The sequence below is a fragment of the Kitasatospora sp. NPDC090091 genome (genome assembly GCF_044747365.1).
GTDB lineage: Bacteria > Actinomycetota > Actinomycetes > Streptomycetales > Streptomycetaceae > Kitasatospora.
On the sequence record NZ_JBIVDY010000002.1, the window covers coordinates 364930 to 379987 of the forward strand.

The 15058-nt window shown below is 72.6% G+C and carries 15 protein-coding genes and 1 riboswitch; of the genes, 6 read left to right on the plus strand and 9 right to left on the minus strand.

All coding sequences use genetic code 11. The features are described 5' to 3' along the window. Positions 1-70 precede the first annotated feature (70 nt). Together ACIPSC_RS04555 and ACIPSC_RS04560 are read right to left on the minus strand one after the other, a co-directional pair. On the minus strand, positions 71-598 hold the full coding sequence (locus tag ACIPSC_RS04555; RefSeq protein WP_395295112.1) for an NUDIX domain-containing protein: 528 nt from the start codon (positions 596-598) through the stop codon (positions 71-73). 202 nt (positions 599-800) lie between these two features. Continuing rightward, the gene (locus ACIPSC_RS04560; RefSeq protein WP_313764775.1) at positions 801-1178 is read right to left on the minus strand and encodes a phage holin family protein; all 378 of its coding nucleotides are present in this window, start codon (positions 1176-1178) and stop codon (positions 801-803) included. A gap of 169 nt (positions 1179-1347) precedes the next feature. On the opposite strand from ACIPSC_RS04560, the gene ACIPSC_RS04565 reads away from it, so the two are divergent. The 3 genes from ACIPSC_RS04565 (at position 1348) to ACIPSC_RS04575 (ending at position 2836) form a co-directional block, all read left to right on the plus strand. Next, a complete protein-coding gene (locus tag ACIPSC_RS04565; protein ID WP_400822906.1) occupies positions 1348-1665 on the plus strand; it encodes a cupin domain-containing protein in 318 nt (105 codons plus the stop codon). Positions 1666-1742: 77 nt separating this feature from the next. Continuing rightward, positions 1743-2411, plus strand: a complete 669-nt coding sequence (gene tenA / locus ACIPSC_RS04570; protein ID WP_400822908.1) for a thiaminase II — start codon at positions 1743-1745, stop codon at positions 2409-2411. A gap of 224 nt (positions 2412-2635) precedes the next feature. Next, on the plus strand, positions 2636-2836 hold the full coding sequence (locus ACIPSC_RS04575) for a DUF5326 family protein (protein ID WP_400822909.1): 201 nt from the start codon (positions 2636-2638) through the stop codon (positions 2834-2836). A gap of 66 nt (positions 2837-2902) precedes the next feature. On the opposite strand, the gene ACIPSC_RS04580 is transcribed toward ACIPSC_RS04575, so the two are convergent. Beyond that, on the minus strand, positions 2903-4387 hold the full coding sequence (locus tag ACIPSC_RS04580; protein WP_400822911.1) for a flotillin family protein: 1485 nt from the start codon (positions 4385-4387) through the stop codon (positions 2903-2905). Between the two features lie 136 nt (positions 4388-4523). Next, complete coding sequence (locus tag ACIPSC_RS04585; RefSeq protein ID WP_400822912.1) at positions 4524-4697, minus strand: hypothetical protein; 174 nt, start codon at positions 4695-4697, stop codon at positions 4524-4526. Between the two features lie 245 nt (positions 4698-4942). Next, positions 4943-5077, plus strand: a riboswitch (TPP riboswitch). On the opposite strand from ACIPSC_RS04585, the gene thiC reads away from it, so the two are divergent. Further along, the gene (gene thiC, locus ACIPSC_RS04590; protein ID WP_400822913.1) at positions 5073-6905 is read left to right on the plus strand and encodes a phosphomethylpyrimidine synthase ThiC; all 1833 of its coding nucleotides are present in this window, start codon (positions 5073-5075) and stop codon (positions 6903-6905) included. Its footprint overlaps the riboswitch before it by 5 nt. Positions 6906-6973: 68 nt before the next feature. On the opposite strand, the gene ACIPSC_RS04595 is transcribed toward thiC, so the two are convergent. Together ACIPSC_RS04595 and ACIPSC_RS04600 are read right to left on the minus strand one after the other, a co-directional pair. Next, positions 6974-8362: a glutamate decarboxylase gene (locus ACIPSC_RS04595; protein WP_400822916.1), complete on the minus strand. Its 1389-nt coding sequence runs from the start codon at positions 8360-8362 to the stop codon at positions 6974-6976. Positions 8363-8460: 98 nt separating this feature from the next. Further along, positions 8461-8886 carry a VOC family protein gene (locus tag ACIPSC_RS04600; protein WP_400822917.1) on the minus strand — a complete coding sequence of 142 codons (426 nt, stop codon included), beginning with the start codon at positions 8884-8886 and terminating at the stop codon, positions 8461-8463. Between the two features lie 362 nt (positions 8887-9248). On the opposite strand from ACIPSC_RS04600, the gene ACIPSC_RS04605 reads away from it, so the two are divergent. Continuing rightward, positions 9249-10520, plus strand: a complete 1272-nt coding sequence (locus tag ACIPSC_RS04605) for a hypothetical protein (protein WP_400822919.1) — start codon at positions 9249-9251, stop codon at positions 10518-10520. 169 nt (positions 10521-10689) lie between these two features. After that, positions 10690-10986, plus strand: coding sequence for a putative quinol monooxygenase (locus ACIPSC_RS04610; protein WP_238860588.1), 297 nt, complete (start codon positions 10690-10692; stop codon positions 10984-10986). Positions 10987-11022: 36 nt separating this feature from the next. Here the strand turns inward: ACIPSC_RS04610 and ACIPSC_RS04615 are convergent, their stop codons facing one another. The 3 genes from ACIPSC_RS04615 to ACIPSC_RS04625 all read right to left on the minus strand — a co-directional run bounded on the left by ACIPSC_RS04615 (position 11023) and on the right by ACIPSC_RS04625 (position 14849). Further along, positions 11023-12021, minus strand: coding sequence for a hypothetical protein (locus ACIPSC_RS04615; protein ID WP_400822920.1), 999 nt, complete (start codon positions 12019-12021; stop codon positions 11023-11025). Positions 12022-12234: 213 nt separating this feature from the next. After that, on the minus strand, positions 12235-13488 hold the full coding sequence (locus tag ACIPSC_RS04620; protein WP_400822921.1) for a metallophosphoesterase: 1254 nt from the start codon (positions 13486-13488) through the stop codon (positions 12235-12237). 203 nt (positions 13489-13691) lie between these two features. Continuing rightward, entirely contained in the window at positions 13692-14849 is a 1158-nt protein-coding gene (locus tag ACIPSC_RS04625) for a LacI family DNA-binding transcriptional regulator (RefSeq protein WP_400822922.1), read from the minus strand. Positions 14850-15058 lie beyond the last annotated feature (209 nt).

Below are 15058 nucleotides of genomic sequence, written 5' to 3' on the forward strand. Positions count from 1 at the left end.
CGGTCAAGGCCGGGTCGGGCGGGACCGGGTCGGGCGGGACCGGCGTAGGGCCGGCCCGCCGCGTGCCGCCTCAGCCCAGGTCGGGTGCGAGCAGGGCGCGGACGCCCTCGATGTTGGCCGCCAGGTACGCCCGCAGGCGGGGCGGGACGACGTTGACCGAAGTGACGCCCTCGCGGGTGAAGGGCAGCCGGACCACCTCGTACTCGCCGTTGGGCTCCTCCACCTCGGGCCCGTGCCGGCGGGCGAGGTCCATCGAGGTCAGCCGGCAGACGAAGAAGTGCTGCACCTTGATCCCGTGCGGGTGGAGCAGCGTGCCGTCGTGGTGGTGGGTGTGGCTGACGGTGTCGACGAAGGCGGGGACGACGTCCACCACCTTGCCGCCGAGCTCCTCGTCGACCTCGCGGTGCAGGGCCTCGACCACGGTGCGGTCACCGCGCTCGACCCCGCCGCCCGGCGTGATCCAGTACGGGTGCGGCGAGCCGGGCCGGGTCCGCTTGATCAGCACGATCGAGGCCGGGCCCTGAGGGTCCTCCGGGTCCAGTTCCAGCAGGATCGCCCGCGCGGTGCGTTTGACGACGGGGCGGGGCGGGGTGCGCATGGCCACCTCCGGGGCTGGAGCGTTGTGCGGGAGTCTCCCGCAGCGTGCCGCGCCCGAAACGCGCGGTTCGGGGGAATTAGGTCTCCGGTCGCGCGGCCGGCCGACGACAGGGGCCCGCACCCGGTGACGAGACCGGGCGCGGGCCCCTTTCCCACGGTGTCCTCGGTGGCCGCCGCGCCGCGGGCGGACGCGCGGTGGGTGCTCAGTCCTCGTCGCCCAGAGCGAGGTTGAGGCCCCAGGACACCAGGCTGATGATCAGCGCGCCGAACAGCGCGGCCCAGAAGCCGTCGACGTGGAAGTCCAGGTTCAGCTTCTCCGACGCCCAGGAGGTCAGCCAGAGCATCAGGGCGTTGATCACGAAGGTGATCAGGCCCAGGGTGAGGATGAACAGTGGGATCGAGAACAGCTTCACCACCGGCTTGATCAGCCAGTTCACCACCCCGAAGAGCAGCGCCACGGCGATCACCGTCAGGCTCTTGTGCTGCCAGTCGTCGCCGGTCAGCGTGATGCCGGCGACGATCCAGGCGGCCACCCAGATGGCCGCCGCGTTGATAAGTGTCTTGATGACGAAACCCTTCATGGAGCCAGCGTGGCAGGGTTGACCGGGGCGGGGAAGCTCTTGTTCCGCATGTTGTTCGGTGGACCGGCGGGGGCCGCGGTGCCGGTGGGGCCGTCGGTGCAGGCGGTGGTGTTGAATGCCCGGGACCGGGGAGTCGGGACGAGGGCCCCGGACGAGGAGGAGGCCCCCGATGAAGCTGTTCCGGCTGGACGAACTCGACGCCGAGCGCGCCGCCAACGACGGTGCCTATCTGCGCTTCCTGCGCGAGCCGCGGATGTCCGCCGGCCTCTACGCGCTCTCCCCCGGCGACACCGACCCGCAGACCGCGCACGCCCAGGACGAGATCTACCAGGTGGTCAGCGGCCGCGCCGAGCTGACCGTCGGCGACGAGACCACGACGGTGGCCCGCGGCACCGTGGTCTACGTCCCGGCCGGGGTGCCGCACCGGTTCCACCACATCACCGAGGAGCTGCGGGTGCTGGTGGTGTTCTCCCCGCCGGAGGACTGACGGGCCCGTGGGCCCGGCGGACGGCCCGGCCCGTGGACGGGTCCGTGGCGTGCGGGCGGGTTGGCTAGGGTCGGGGTATGAGCCTGAGCCTGACGGAAGAACTCTGGGCGGCGATCGAGCCGATCTACGCCGAGATCCTCGACCACCCCTTCATCGGCGGCCTCACCGACGGCACCCTGCCGCGCGAGGCCTTCCGCCACTTCGTCGTCCAGGACTCGCACTACCTGCGCGACTACGCCCGCGCGCTCGCCGTGTGCGCCGCCAAGGCGCCCGGCGAGGAGGACGTGCGGGCCTTCGCCGACGACGCGGTCGGCGCGCTGGCGGCCGAGCAGGGCATGCACGCCGAGTTCATGACGGCCTTCGGCGGCAGTGCCGAGGAGGCCGCGGCCGAGCCGGTGCTGCCCACCACCCGCGCGTACACCAGCTACCTGCTGGCCACGGTCTACGGCGGCTCCTTCGCGGAGGCGGTCGGCGCGGTGCTGCCCTGCTACTGGATCTACGCCCGGGTCGGGGACGAACTGCTCGCCAAGGGCTCCCCCGACCCGCTGTACGCCAAGTGGATCGCCACCTACGGCGACGAGGCCTTCCAGTCCGTGGTGCGCCGCGTCCTGGCGCTCGCCGACCGGATCGGCGAGGAGATCTCCCCGGCCGAACGCCGCCGCGTGGTGGAGCACTTCACCACCACCTCGCGGTACGAGTGGATGTTCTGGGACGCCGCCTGGCGCGGGGAGACCTGGCCGGTCTGAGCCGTCCGCCCGGGCCGGGGCCGCGCTGCCGGGCCCCCGGGTCCGGGCCGTCGCCCGCCCTCCGGGCCAGGGTTTCCCCGGTGCCGGGGTAGGGGTGATCTCCGGGTTCTCTCCGGGCCGTTGGCCCTCGTTCCGCCCCGTGCGTCACCGTACGATCGAAGTACGAAAGCAAGCGGGATGCGGCACCGGACGGCAGCCGGCCCGAGGGGAGAGAAGGAACGGACATGGCTGAGTTCTGGAAGTCGCTGCCCTCCTGGGTGCGCAACATCGTTGTCCCGGTGATCGTGCTGATCCTGGCCTGGAACATCGTCGGCTTCGTGTTCGGCGTGGTCGGCGCCCTGCTGAGCCTGGCCTTCAAGCTGCTGGTCGTGGTCGGCATCGCCGCCGCCGTGGTGATCCTGGTGAAGAAGGCCGCCAAGAGCTAGCGACCGCCCGTCGACCGACGCCCGTACCCCGCCGGGGGTGCGGGCGTCAGCCGTCCCCGGACGCCGTCACTCCTCGATCGGCACCTGCTGGACCGGCACCTGTCCGGCCGGCCGCCCGCCGGCTGCGGGCACGGCCGGGGCGGTCCCGGCGGGCTGCGCCGGCCCCTGCAGCGTGGTGAGCAGCTGCCGGGCGAGCCCGAGGCCCGTCCCGCCCATGGTGAGCGCCTTGGTGAAGAGGTCCCCCACGCCCTCGGCGCCGTTGAGCAGCACCATGTGCTCGACGTTGGCGAAGGACTCCGACGCGGCCAGCACGACGTCCGGCCACTTCTCGGCCAGCTCCTGGGCCACCACGGCGTCCGGGTTGGTCGTCAGGGCCGCCGCCCGGGCCTTGATCCCCTCCGCCTTGGCGAGCCCGATCGCCCGGGCCGCCGACGCGTCCGCCAGACCGCGGGCCTCGGTGGCCGAGGCCTCCGCCTGACCGGTGGCCCTGGTCGCCTCGGCGGCCGCCAGCCCGCGCACCTTGGTGGCCTCGGCCTCGGCCTCCGCCGCGATCTTGACTTGGCTGGCCTCGGCGGCCGCCTTCAGCTCGGTCTCCCGGGCCTGCGCCTGCGCGGCGGAGATCCGGGCGTCGCGGTCGGCCTCGGCCCGGGTGCGGGTCTCGTACGCCTTGGCGTCGGCCGGCTTGCGGACGTCGATCTGCAGCTGTTGTTCCTTCCGCTGGGCCTCCAGCTGGGCGACCTTGGTCTCCTGGACCACGACCTCCTGCCGGGCGGCGGCCTCGGCGAGCGGCCCGGCCTGCTGGGCCCGGGCGCTGGCGGTGTCCCGTTCGGCCTGGTAGGCGGCCTGCTGGATCTCGCTGTTGCGGGTCGCCTCGGCCTTGCGGGCGGCCGCCTCCTGCTCGGCCTCGGTGGCCATCCGGTCGGCCTCGGCCTGGGCGATCCGGGCGTCCCGCTGGACGGCGGCCGCGTGCGGGATGGCGAGGTTCTTGATGTAGCCGGTCGGGTCGATGATCTCCTGGATCTGCAGGGTGTCGATGATCAGCCCGAGCTTCTCCATCTCCAGCCCGGAGGCGGCCCGGGTCTCCCCGGTGAGCCGTTCCCGGTCGCGGATCATGTCCTCGACGGTGAGCCCGCCGACGATCGAGCGCAGGTGGCCGGCGAAGACGTTGTGCACCCGCTGGCTGATCAGCTTCTGCTGGTCGAGGAAGCGCCGGGCGGCGTTGGCGATCGAGACGTCGTCGTCCCCGACCTTGAAGATCACCACGCCCTTGACCCGGACCGGGATGCCCTGGGTGGTGACGCACTCGACGTTCAGCTCGGCCTCGTTGAGGTCCAGCGAGAGCCGTCGGACGCCCTGCAGACCCGGGGTGACGAAGGTCCCGCGGCCGGTGACGATCCGGAACCCGAGCCCGTCGCCGACCCCCTCGGTCCGGTGCTTGGAGCCGGAGATGATCAGCGCCTCGTTCGGCTCCGCCACCCGCCACATGAGTTTGAAGAGCGTGATCCCCACGAGCAGCACCGCGACGACCGCCCCGATGATGACGTACAGCATGGTTCAACTCCCCCTTTCGGCACATGAGATGCGCCGATTGGGATTCTCCGCCCGGGTCAACCGCAGTGGAAGGGAGTGGACATGACGCGCCGTCACAACCTTGTCACGCTGTCACGGCTCTGTCATGGCGGCCCCGTCACGGCAGCACCGGGGCCACGTAGACGGTCCGCGGCGGGTGGTACTCGACGACCACCACCGGCGTCCCCACCGGCAGCCGCTCGCCCGGCACGGCGAGGTAGGCGAGGAAGGCCTCCGTCCCCTGGCGCTCCGGGACGTGCACCATCACCTCGCCGACCAGTCCCGCCCCCACCGCTCCGCTGACCCGACCCGCGCTCCCGACCACTCGGCCCTCCCGTCCCGCACCCCCGCGGGGTGCCCGACCGCCTGTGACTGTCCCGCCCTGTGACTGCCAGTCTGCCCGCCACCGCCGGAAGCAGGCGGCCCGCCGCGGAATCCCACCGGGGCCGGGGCCCCGGCGTCTCTCTCCTCGGACCCCCCTCTGGACCAGCGGCGATCGGCTCGCTACGGTGTTGGACGTCATGCGCAGGCAACACCGCCTGTGGACACGGGAGCTCGGAGCACCGGGCTGAGAGGACGCTGACCGGTACGTCGACGGACGTGCCGACCGCTGCGTCGACCGCAGGAACCTGACCGGGTAATGCCGGCGTAGGGAGTAGAGGGTCTGATGACCACCTTTGATGCACAGCCGAACTCTGCCCGCAGCACCGGGACGAGCGGCGCCGCGGTCGCCAGCGCGAACACCGGCTACCCGACCCCGGCCTGGCGCAAGGCCTACCGCGAGGGGTCCCGCCCCGACCTGCGCGTCCCGTACCGCGAGGTCCTGCTCACCAACGACCGGACCGTCCCGCTGTACGACACCTCCGGCCCGTACACCGACCCCGCGTACGAGCCCGACGTGCGGCGCGGCCTGCCGCCGCTGCGCGACGCCTGGATCCGCCAGCGCGGCGACGTCGAGGAGTACGACGGCCGCGAGGCCCGCCCCGAGGACGACGGGATCAAGCACACCTCGCCGCGCGGCGGGAACCTGCGCAACCTCGACGCCGTCTTCCCCGGCCGCCCGCGCCGCCCGCTGCGGGGCCGGGCCGGTGCCGCCGTCACCCAGCTGGCCTACGCGAAGCGGGGGATCGTCACCCCCGAGATGGAGTTCGTGGCCCTGCGCGAAGGACTCGCACCCGAGTTCGTGCGGGACGAGGTGGCCCGCGGCCGCGCCGTCATCCCGGTCAACGTGAACCACCCCGAGGTGGAGCCGGCCGTCATCGGCACCAACTTCCTGGTGAAGATCAACGCCAACATCGGCAACTCGGCCGTCACCTCCTCGATCGAGGAGGAGGTGGAGAAGATGACCTGGGCCACCCGCTGGGGCGCCGACACCGTCATGGACCTCTCCACCGGCCGCAACATCCACACCACCCGCGAGTGGATCCTGCGCAACTCCCCCGTGCCGATCGGCACCGTGCCGCTCTACCAGGCGCTGGAGAAGGTCGACGGCAGGGCCGAGGAGCTGAGCTGGGAGGTCTACCGCGACACGATCATCGAGCAGTGCGAGCAGGGCGTCGACTACATGACCGTGCACGCCGGCGTGCTGCTGCGCTACGTGCCGCTGACCGCCCGCCGCAAGACCGGCATCGTCTCGCGCGGCGGCTCGATCATGGCCGCCTGGTGCCTGGCGCACCACCGGGAGAACTTCCTCTACACCAACTTCGAGGAGCTCTGCGACATCCTCGCGAGCTACGACGTCACCTTCTCGCTGGGTGACGGCCTGCGCCCGGGGTCGATCGCCGACGCCAACGACGAGGCGCAGTTCGCCGAGCTGCAGACGCTGGGCGAGCTGGGCCGGATCGCCCGTGCCAAGGACGTCCAGGTGATGATCGAGGGCCCGGGCCACGTCCCGATGCACAAGATCAAGGAGAACATGGATCTCCAGAAGGAGATCTGCGACGAGGCGCCGTTCTACACCCTCGGCCCGCTCACCACGGACGTCGCCCCCGGCTACGACCACATCACCTCGGGCATCGGCGCCGCGATGATCGCCTGGTGGGGCACCGCGATGCTCTGCTACGTCACGCCCAAGGAGCACCTGGGCCTGCCCAACCGGGACGACGTGAAGACCGGCGTCATCACCTACAAGATCGCCGCGCACGCCGCCGACCTGGCCAAGGGCCACCCCGGGGCCCAGGAGTGGGACGACGCGCTCTCCGACGCCCGCTTCGAGTTCCGCTGGGAGGACCAGTTCAACCTGGCCCTCGACCCGGAGACGGCCCGCGAGTTCCACGACGAGACGCTGCCCGCCGAGCCGGCGAAGACGGCCCACTTCTGCTCGATGTGCGGCCCGAAGTTCTGCTCGATGAAGATCTCCCAGAAGATCCGCGACGAGCACGGCGACGGTTCCACGGCCGTGCAGTCGGGCTACGACGCCGAGGCACTGGCCGGCATGCAGGCCAAGTCCGAGGAGTTCGCCGCCCAGGGCAACCGGGTCTACCTGCCCATGGCCGACTGACGTCGACCTGTTGACCGCGCTGCTCTGGGAGGAGGAGGGGGCTTCCCAGAGCAGCGCTCCGGCACGTCTCAGTGGTGGAAGCCGACGCGGTCCGCGTCGTGCGGGCGGCCCTCGTCGAGGTGCTTGATCGCCCGGCGCATGTCGTCGGCGAGGAGTTCGATCTCGTCGCGGTCGACGCCGTGGCGGACCAGGACGCGCTGGATGACCGTCTCCTGGCGGTCCGGCGGGAGCGGGTAGGAGGGGACCTGCCAGCCGCGCATGCGGAGCTGGTCGGAGAGGTCGTACAGGCTCCACCGGACCGAGTCGGGGTCGGTGAGGGTGTACGAGACGGCGGGCAGCGCGCCGACGCCGTCGTAGAGCAGGGTGAAGGGGCCCATCTCGGCGATCTGCCGGCCGAGGTGCTGCGCGGTGTCGGCGCACGCCTGGTAGACCCGGCGGTACCCCTCGCGGCCGAGCCGCAGGAACATGAAGTACTGGGCGACCACCTGGCCGCCGGGGCGGGAGAAGTTCAGGGCGAGGGTCGGCATGTCGCCGCCGAGGTAGTCGACGTGGAAGACCAGCCCGTCCGGCAGGGCGTCCTGGTCGCGCCAGAGGGCCCAGCCGACGCCGAGCGGCGCCATCCCGTACTTGTGGCCCGAGGCGTTGATCGAGGCGACCCGCGGCAGCCGGAAGTCCCAGACCAGGTCGCGGTGGAGGAACGGCGCGATGAAGCCGCCCGAGGCCGCGTCGACGTGCAGCGGGACGTCGAGGCCGGTCTCCACCTGGAGGCGGTCCAGCTCGGCCGCGATCTCCGCCACCGGCTCGTACGTGCAGGTGTAGGTCACCCCGAGGATCGTGACCACGCCGATGGTGTTCTCGTCGACGTACTCGCGCAGCTGGTGCGGCTGCAGGCCGGTGGCTCCGGGCTCCACCGGCACCTGCCGCAGCTCCACGTCGAAGTACCGGGCGAACTTCTCCCAGCACACCTGGACCGGCCCGCAGACCAGGTTCGGCCGCTCGGTCGACTGCCCCGCGGTCTGCCGGCGGTTGCGCCACCGCCACTTCAGGGCGAGACCGCAGAGCATCGCGGCCTCGCTGGAGCCGGTGGTGGAGCAGCCGACCGCGTTGGTGCCGCCGGCGCCGGCCGGGGCGTGCCAGAGATCGGCGAGGATGTTCACGCAGCGTGACTCGATCTCCGCGGTCTGCGGGTACTCGTCCTTGTCGACGATGTTCTTGTCGAGGCACAGGTCCATCAGGCGGCGGACCTCGTCGTCCGTCCAGGTGGTGCAGAAGGTGGCGAGGTTCTGCGCGGCGTTGCCGTCCAGCAGCAACTCGTTGCGCAGCAGTTGGAAGACCACGGAGGGAGGCGCCGGGAAGTCCGGCATGGCCCGCTTGGGCAGCGGGTGCTCGCTCAGCGGCGAGGCGAAGATGTCGACGGCCGCGTCGGCCGCCGGTTCCTGTGCGTTGTGGAGGGCCACCGGTCACCTCTCGAATCGGTCCACTGGTCCGAGTCGGACATTACGGACACGGTCGAGAGGTCGGCATGCGGGCGTACGCCATCCGGCACCGGCGGGGCCTACGCGGCCGCGGCGCCCTCCGCGTCCTCGGCGGCCTCCACGTCCTCGGCGTACCAGCGGAGCTCGACGGTGTTGCCGTCCGGGTCCGCGACGTAGAGCGAGGTGCCGGTGCCGCGGGCGCCGTAGCGCGGGCCGGGGCCGTCGAGGACGGTGAAGACGCCGGAGTCGACGACCTCCTGCCAGTCCAGCGGCTCGACGGTGAGGCAGAGGTGGTCGACGTTGGACTCGCCGCGCGGGCGGGCGAACAGGTCGATGATGGTCTGCTCGTCGATGCGGACGGAGGGGAACGAGACCTTGCCCGCGCGCCACTCCTCGACCCGGACCGGCTCCAGGCCGAGCAGGCCGAGGTAGAACTCCAGCGAGCGCTCGACGTCCCGGACGTTGAGGACGAGGTGGTCGAAGGCCTTGACGCGGACGGCGGCCATGGTGGCTCCCGGGGTGGTGGTGTGTGCGGTGACGCCCTCTACGATCCGCCGTCCGGCCCGGATGATCAATGCCGAACTGCGCGACGATCGTTGAGTCAGGCTCAACGATTCTCCGCCTCCCGGTCGGGCCCGGAGGGTGGCCCGGCGGGCATTCCCGGCGGTGCTGTTCGCACCCGGTCGCCCTCCGAATTCTCCCTTTGTCGATTTCCGATGCCTTCTCCCGTTGTGAGGCGGTCCAGCCCTCGGAATTAGTTGGTTGACAATCCGAGATGAAGATCGGATAGTCTGCGCCGCGCGCGGTGGGGGGAATCCACGTGCTGCCGCCCGGAGATTCGCGGCAATTCATCACTTTTGGGGTTGACTTGAGACTTCGTCACGCACTGCTGGCCGCGACGCTGGTGGCGTCCCCGCTGGTGCTCGCGCTGCCCGCCCAGGCTGCCGGGAGTGACACCAAGCCCGGGATCCGGTTCGACGGCTTCGCCTCCGTCGAGGCCGGCGGCGGCTGGTCCGAGGGCACGGTGACGGTCAAGAACGACGCGGACGCGGCCGTCACCGGCCAGCACGTCGTGCTCTACTTCGGCAGCGAGATGCTCGGACTCGACCAGGTCGCCGCGGAGTACGCGGACGGTGCAGCCGGCACCTGGCAGCCCGTGAAGCTCGTCGACCAGGACCTCGGGGCCAGGCCCAGCGGGTACCAGGGCGTGGCCGCCGACCTGACCGGCGCCCCGGTGGAGCTGCAGCCGCACTCGGCGCACACCTTCAAGCTCCGGTTCAAGCTGCTGCAGTCCGCGCACATGGGCCCGTTCAACGACGTCAACCTGCAGGCCTACCTGGCCCCGACGTTCGGCCAGGACGGCCAGGCCAAGGACTGGACGGCGCAGACGGGCACGTCGGTCAGGACCACCGGCCTCACCACGGCGCTCAACGGCCTGCCCGGCTCGATCCCGGCCGACGGCAAGGCGCACCCGTTCACCGCCACCGTCAAGACCGCCAACAAGTTCGACTGGCACCTCGACCGGGCCGTCTTCTTCCTCTGGGCGGGTCAGGGCTTCGGTTCGATGGACGGCCCGGCCGCCTGCGACGCCCAGCTGGAGCTCCAGGACCCGAAGGACGGCAGCTGGCACCGGGTGGGCATGGCCGCCAGGGGCCTGGACGGGAGTGACGTCGACCTGGTCAGGTACGGCACCGGACCGGTGGACAACCGGGTGATCAACGCGCGGATCACGCTGGGCGCCAACTTCAAGACGTCGGCCGACGCCAGGCTCGGCTTCGGCCACGTTCCCGGTGCCGGGTCGACGCTCTTCTGGGCCGAGCAGAAGGTCGCCGCCACGCCGGTCGCGGGCGCCCCCGCCTGCGTGGACCCGAACGCGCCCGCGCCGAAGCCGACCGCGACGACCCCGGCCCCGACCACCCCGGCGCCGTCGGTGGCCCCGGTCGCGGCCGTCACCGCCTCGCCCACCGCGACCGCCTCCGCGTCGCCGCGCGCCGCCACCGGGAACGCCGGGACCACCGGCCGCACCGAGCTCGCCGACACCGGTGCGCCGGACGTCACCGTGCCGACCGCCCTGGGCGCCGGCCTGCTGGCCGTCGGCGCGGCCGCGATCACCGTGGCGAGGCGCGCCCGGCGCAGCTGAGCCGGCCGGCGGCCCCGGACCTCCGGTTCCTTGCCCGCCGTTCGATTCCCCGCCGTTCCCTTCCCTGCCGTTCCCTTTCCGACCACCGGCCGGGAAGGGGCGGTGCGGGAAGATCTTGGGACGACCGGTCGGTTCGGACCGGAGACGACTCAGACCGAGGGGGACGACGATGTCGCGGCGGATCACGGCGGTCGCGGTGCTGCGCGCCAAGGCCGGACGGGAGGCGGACGTGCGGGCGCAGGCCGCCGTGATGGCCGCGGCGAGCCTGGCGGAGCCGGGCTGCATTTCCTACCGCAACTACGTGGACCCGGACGACCCGCGGTCCTGGGTGGTGGTGGAGGAGTGGGCGTCGCGGGAGGCGTTCGAGAAGCACCTGACCAGCCCGCACCTGGCCCGCTCGGTCGAGCTCACCTCGGAACTGCTGGACGGACCGCCGGAGTTGCGGGTGCTCAAGGCCGCGGTGTGAGCCCGGCGACGGGCCGGGCGGCCCGCTTCCGCGGGCTCAGACGTCGTCGGGGCCGGTGAAGCCCGGGGGCGTGTAGCCGGGGCCGGTGAAGTCCGGCGGGGTGAAGGCCGCCGTGCGCGGCTCCCGGCCCTGCGGGTCGGTGAGTCCCTCCACACCGGGGCTGCTGAAGCCCGGACCGGTGTAGCCGGGGCTGCTGAAGTCCGGGCCGCCGGTGTCGGGCCGGTCGGTGTCGGGGCCGGCGGAGTCGCCGCCGCGGGCGCCGGGCCGGTCCCGCTTCGGGCGGCCGCCCTGCCCGGGTATGGAGGCGGACGACGCCCTTCCCGGGCCCGCCGAGGCGGACGCCGCCCCCGGGGCCGCCGCCGTCGACATCGCCGCCGCGGGCCCGGGGTCACTGCCCAGGGCGGCGTGCAGGTAGGGCAGCAGCGCCCGGTCTCGCAGTGCCCGCTGCCACTCCCGGTGGGCCTCGCCGAGTTCGGCGGCGAGCTCCGGGTCGGTGCCGGCCGGGACGGACGGTGTGGAGCCGTCGCGGACCGCGGTGAGGATCAGCCCGACGATGCCGACCGCCATCGCGGCCACGCCCGCCGCCAGGGCCACCCAGCCGGCCGTGAGGATCGACCGGCTCAGGGCCGCCTCGGGATCGGCGGCGCGCAGCGTGTACCCGAGCAGCAGCAGCACGAGGGCGGCGGCCCAGGCCAGGATCGGTGTGAGCACGGTGAGGACGGGGAACAGCCCGGCGCCGCCGTTCGCCGAGCCCAGCTGGGCGAGGAGGCCCGGTGCGGCGGGCCCGCCGTCCGGGCCGGGTGGTGCGGGCATGCTGCGCAGGTTCGCGCGCAGCCGGGTGTAGTGCTCGTACTCGGTGCCGGCCGCGGCCGCGAGGCCGTCGGCGTCGAGCAGGGCCTGGGCACGCAGCTCCGCGGTGGTGAGGGCGCCGGGTGCGCGCAGTGCGGTGAGGACGGTGCCGTCGCGCAGTGCGTCGTCGAGGAGGCGCTCGAAGTCCGGGCGGTCCTCGGCGAGCAGATGCGGGGCGTTGTTCATGGGGACCCCGTTCAGCAGGTCCCGGTCGCTCCGCGGTGCCGTGCGCACGGAGAGGGGCGCCACACGGGCGGCCGGGTGTGGTGTGCCTCGATGGTAGGGGCGGGTGCGGCCGCGCTGACAGTAGGTTTCCGGAATTTCGCGCCCCGGGCCGCGCGTGCGGTCCGGGGCGGGCGCCGGGAACTACCGTTCGAGTGAACGCCTGGAGACGGTCCGTCAGATCGGCAGCCGGGCGATCAGCAGCCGGCCTTCCATCGTGACGCCGCCGTCCATGGCCACCGCGAGGTCGTCCGCGTAGACGTACGGGCCGGGGATGTGCGGCGGCTGGCCGTCGTCGGCGTGCACCGCACCGGTGAGGTACGGGATCGGGCTGTGCCCGTGCACGATGCGCGTGCCGCCGTAGGTGTCGAGCAGCTCGTGCACGGCCATCGGCCCGGCGTCGCCGCGGAAGGCGAAGCGCTTGGTGAAGCGGCGGAAGCAGTCCCACCACTCGTCCACGCCCTCGTCCGCGAGCAGGTCGTGGACGGCGTCGTTGACCGCGGCGATCGAGTCGCCGTACTCCAGGTACGCGGTGGTGTCCGAGTGCAGCAGCAGGTGGCCGTCCTCCAGCCCGATGGCGGGCAGGCGGGAGAGCCAGCTGATGTGGTGCGCCTCCAGCCGGTCCAGGTCGTGCTGCTGGCCGCCGTTGAGCCGCCAGGCGGCGAGGAAGGAGGCGGTGCCGGCGGTGGACTGGACGGGCTCGTCGCCGTACTTGGCGGCGCCGAGGAAGAGCAGCTCGTGATTGCCCATCAGGGCCCGGCAGTAGCCGCCGGCGGCGGCCGCCTCGGCGGCGAGCTGCATGACCAGGTCGATCACGCCGATGCCGTCGGGGCCGCGGTCGGTGAAGTCGCCGAGGAACCAGATCCGGGACCGGCCGGCCGCCCAGTGGCCGTCGGCGTCGATCAGGCCCTGGTGGCGCAGCTCGGCGAGCAGCTCGTCGAGGTAGCCGTGCACGTCGCCGACGACGTAGAGCGGGCCGGGCGGCTCGTTGGGGGCCGGCGCGGGGTACGGGTGGTAGGGCACGCCGGGCTCGGGCAGCGGCGGGCCGAGCTCGATGGTCGGCGGGTCCTCGACGCCGTGGGCCGGCGAGGGCATGTCGGGCAGGGTCGGCTCGTACCCGGGGTGTGCGGCCTGCGGGGCGTGCCCGCCGTGCTGGACCGCCTGGGCCTGGGCCTGCGCCTGGTGGTCTTGCTGACCGTGCTGGCCGTGCTGTGCCTGGGCCTGCGGGTCGTGGCCGCCGGCCGGCCAGTGCTGTTCGAGCCAGCGGGCGCCGCCGTAGCCGCTGTACGTCTCCGACTCGTACGCCGCCTCGGCGTACCCGGTGGGCTCGGGTTCGTAGTAGGTGCCGTAGGGCAGCACGTCGAGGTCCGGCTGGTGGCGGGGGCCTGAGTCCGGGTGTTCAGGCCCGGGGAAGCGGTCCTCGGGTGTCATTCGCCCATCATAGGAAGACCACTCTCCCGGCGTCGTCACCTGGTGGGTATCCAATCCTCCGGAGCGTCAGCCGGGCGGCCCGTCAGGTCCGATTTGTCCCGGCTGGGCATGGTCCAGACCGCCCCCGGCGGGGGCCGGGGTCCGTCGCCGGCCCCGCCCGTGCTCGGGCGGGGCGTGAGGCCCGCGGGCCCCGCGTCCCGCCGCTACATCTCGCCCGGCAGGCGTGGCGGGCTGACCGTGGTGCGCGGGCTCCGGCGCTGGGAGGACGCGCGGACGATCAGCTCGGTGGGCATCAGGGTGCCGGGCGGCGGGCCGGTGCCGGCGGTGCGGAAGCGCGGCGGGAAGAGCCGGGCGATGTCGACGCCCGTCCCGGAGTCCACACCTTCGATGGCGTCGATCAGCAGGTTGACCACGGTGGTGCCGATCCGCCGCGGCTTGAGCGAGAGCGTGGTGATCGGCGGCTCGGTGGCCGCGTAGACGTCGCTCTCGCTGCAGCAGACCAGCAGCAGGTCGTCCGGCACCCGCAGGCCGTACCGGCGGGCGGCGGCGAGCAGGTCGGTGCCGTTCGGGTCGAACAGGCCGTAGACGGCGTCCGGCCGGTCCGGGCGGGCGAGCAGCCGGTCGGCGGCGACGGCCCCGGCGGCCGGGTCGTGCGCGGGGTAGGCCTCGTAGACCGGCTCCTGGCCGACCTTGGCGCACCAGCCGAGGTAGGCCTCGGTGGAGAGCCGGGTGTAGGTGTCGGTGCTGGTGCCGGTGAGCAGGCCGATCCGGCGGGCGCCGGCCTCGGAGAGGTGGTCGAGGATGCCGAGCACGGCGGCCTCGTGGTCGTTGTCGACCCATGCGGTGACCGGGCAGTTCCCCGGCTTGCCGTCGCTGACCACCGGGACGCCGGACCGGTACAGCTCGCTGACCAGCGGGTCCTGGTCCGGCGGGTCGATCACCACGGTGCCGTCGAGGGCGATGTTGCCCCAGACGTCGTGCCGGGAGGAGGCGGGCAGCACCACCAGCGCGTAGCCGCGGCCGAGGGCGGCGCTGGTGGCGGCGCGGGCCATCTCGGCGAAGTAGGCGAACTCGGTGAAGGTGAACGGCTCTTCGCCGTAGGTCGTGACGGTCAGCCCGATCAGGCCGGACCGGCCGGTCCGCAGGGTGCGGGCGGCGGCGGAGGGGCGGTAGCCGAGGCGCTCGGCGACCTCGCGCACCCGGCTTCTGGTCTCGTCGGGCAGGCGGCCCTTACCGTTCAGCGCGTCGGAGACGGTGGTGATCGACACTCCGGCGGCTGCTGCCACATCCCGGATGCCGGCCCGCTCCAGACGCCGTGAGGTGGTGGGTCGCCGACCGCTCTGGTTGGCTGCTGCTGTCATGGCGGACCGATCGTATGGCTCCTGACAAGGGTCTGTGACCGGCGCATCGGGAGCCCTTGGAGATACGTTTCTCCAAGAGTGAGCCCGTGCGCGCCCCTTCGATACCCGCACGAAACCAGCCGTCTTACCTCTGACATGTGCCATAGGAACCCTGCAGAATGGCTGATCTGCGCCTGTAACCCGACCGGGCATCTCACTCCTACGGGTGA

Excerpts from the sequence above, each read along its gene's own strand:
- ACIPSC_RS04575 (WP_400822909.1), top strand. The coding sequence starts at position 2,636 with ATGGCTGAGTTCTGGAAGTCGCTGCCCTCCTGGGTGCGCAACATCGTT.
- ACIPSC_RS04615 (WP_400822920.1), bottom strand. The coding sequence starts at position 12,021 with ATGAACAACGCCCCGCATCTGCTCGCCGAGGACCGCCCGGACTTCGAG.
- ACIPSC_RS04625 (WP_400822922.1), bottom strand. The coding sequence starts at position 14,849 with ATGACAGCAGCAGCCAACCAGAGCGGTCGGCGACCCACCACCTCACGG.
- ACIPSC_RS04565 (WP_400822906.1), top strand. The coding sequence starts at position 1,348 with ATGAAGCTGTTCCGGCTGGACGAACTCGACGCCGAGCGCGCCGCCAAC.
- ACIPSC_RS04560 (WP_313764775.1), bottom strand. The coding sequence starts at position 1,178 with ATGAAGGGTTTCGTCATCAAGACACTTATCAACGCGGCGGCCATCTGG.
- ACIPSC_RS04610 (WP_238860588.1), top strand. The coding sequence starts at position 10,690 with ATGTCGCGGCGGATCACGGCGGTCGCGGTGCTGCGCGCCAAGGCCGGA.
- thiC (WP_400822913.1), top strand. The coding sequence starts at position 5,073 with ATGACCACCTTTGATGCACAGCCGAACTCTGCCCGCAGCACCGGGACG.
- ACIPSC_RS04620 (WP_400822921.1), bottom strand. The coding sequence starts at position 13,488 with ATGACACCCGAGGACCGCTTCCCCGGGCCTGAACACCCGGACTCAGGC.
- ACIPSC_RS04555 (WP_395295112.1), bottom strand. The coding sequence starts at position 598 with ATGCGCACCCCGCCCCGCCCCGTCGTCAAACGCACCGCGCGGGCGATC.
- tenA (WP_400822908.1), top strand. The coding sequence starts at position 1,743 with ATGAGCCTGAGCCTGACGGAAGAACTCTGGGCGGCGATCGAGCCGATC.
- ACIPSC_RS04600 (WP_400822917.1), bottom strand. The coding sequence starts at position 8,886 with ATGGCCGCCGTCCGCGTCAAGGCCTTCGACCACCTCGTCCTCAACGTC.
- ACIPSC_RS04580 (WP_400822911.1), bottom strand. The coding sequence starts at position 4,387 with ATGCTGTACGTCATCATCGGGGCGGTCGTCGCGGTGCTGCTCGTGGGG.